Annotated in this window: 1 protein-coding gene; it reads left to right on the top strand. The window is 65.7% G+C overall.

The genetic code is table 11. The features are described from left to right. Positions 1-740 (top strand): hypothetical protein (locus QYL93_RS31860; RefSeq protein ID WP_305747434.1); only part of this gene is annotated, 740 nt, incomplete at both ends.

Below are 740 nucleotides of genomic sequence, written 5' to 3'. Positions count from 1 at the left end.
ATCGGCCCTGAACATCGTCGGTGGCGACACCATCGATGTGAGCAAGCTTAGCGTCACCGGCCAGGCCGGCAGCTACACCCTGACCACGGCCAACGTCACGGCCAGCAGTTCCACCGCCTTCGCAGTTACGCTCAATGCCGCAGACAAGCTGGCCATCAATGGCATCCTGAACACCAACGGCGCCTCTGCCGTAGACACCACGGTGTTCAACCTGGCCGCTGCGGCCAACTGGAACCAGACCACCACTTCCAGCGCCGACCTCACGGGCAACGCCGTCACCGTCGCCAACGTCACCGCCCCCACCGTCACCTCGGCCACCTACGACGGCACCACCAACACCCTGGTGGTCACCGGCACCGGCCTGGTCAAGACCATCGGCGCCACCAACGACGTCACCGCCAACAAGCTCACCATCACCGGCGAGGGCGGTGCCACCTATTCCCTGACCACCACGGGCAATGTGGAGGTCACCTCGGCCACCAGCTTCACCGTCACCCTCACGGGCGCGGACATCGCCGGCGTCGCCTCGCTGCTCAACAAGAACGGCACCTCCTCGGCCAGCAGCGCCACCACCTACAACATCGCAGCCGCCGATGACTGGAACAGCGTGGTCACCGGCGGCAACATCGCCGACCTGACCGGCAACGGCATCACCGTTGCCAACGCGGCGCCGAGTATCCTCTCGTCCACCTACGATGCGGCCACCGGCATCCTCTCGGTTTCGGCCCTGAACATCGTCG

Source organism: Acidovorax sp. A1169, assembly GCF_030704685.1.
Taxonomy (GTDB): Bacteria; Pseudomonadota; Gammaproteobacteria; order Burkholderiales; family Burkholderiaceae_C; genus Acidovorax.
Note: the sequence above shows the minus strand (reverse complement) of the source record. Positions and strands in the feature narration are given on the sequence as shown.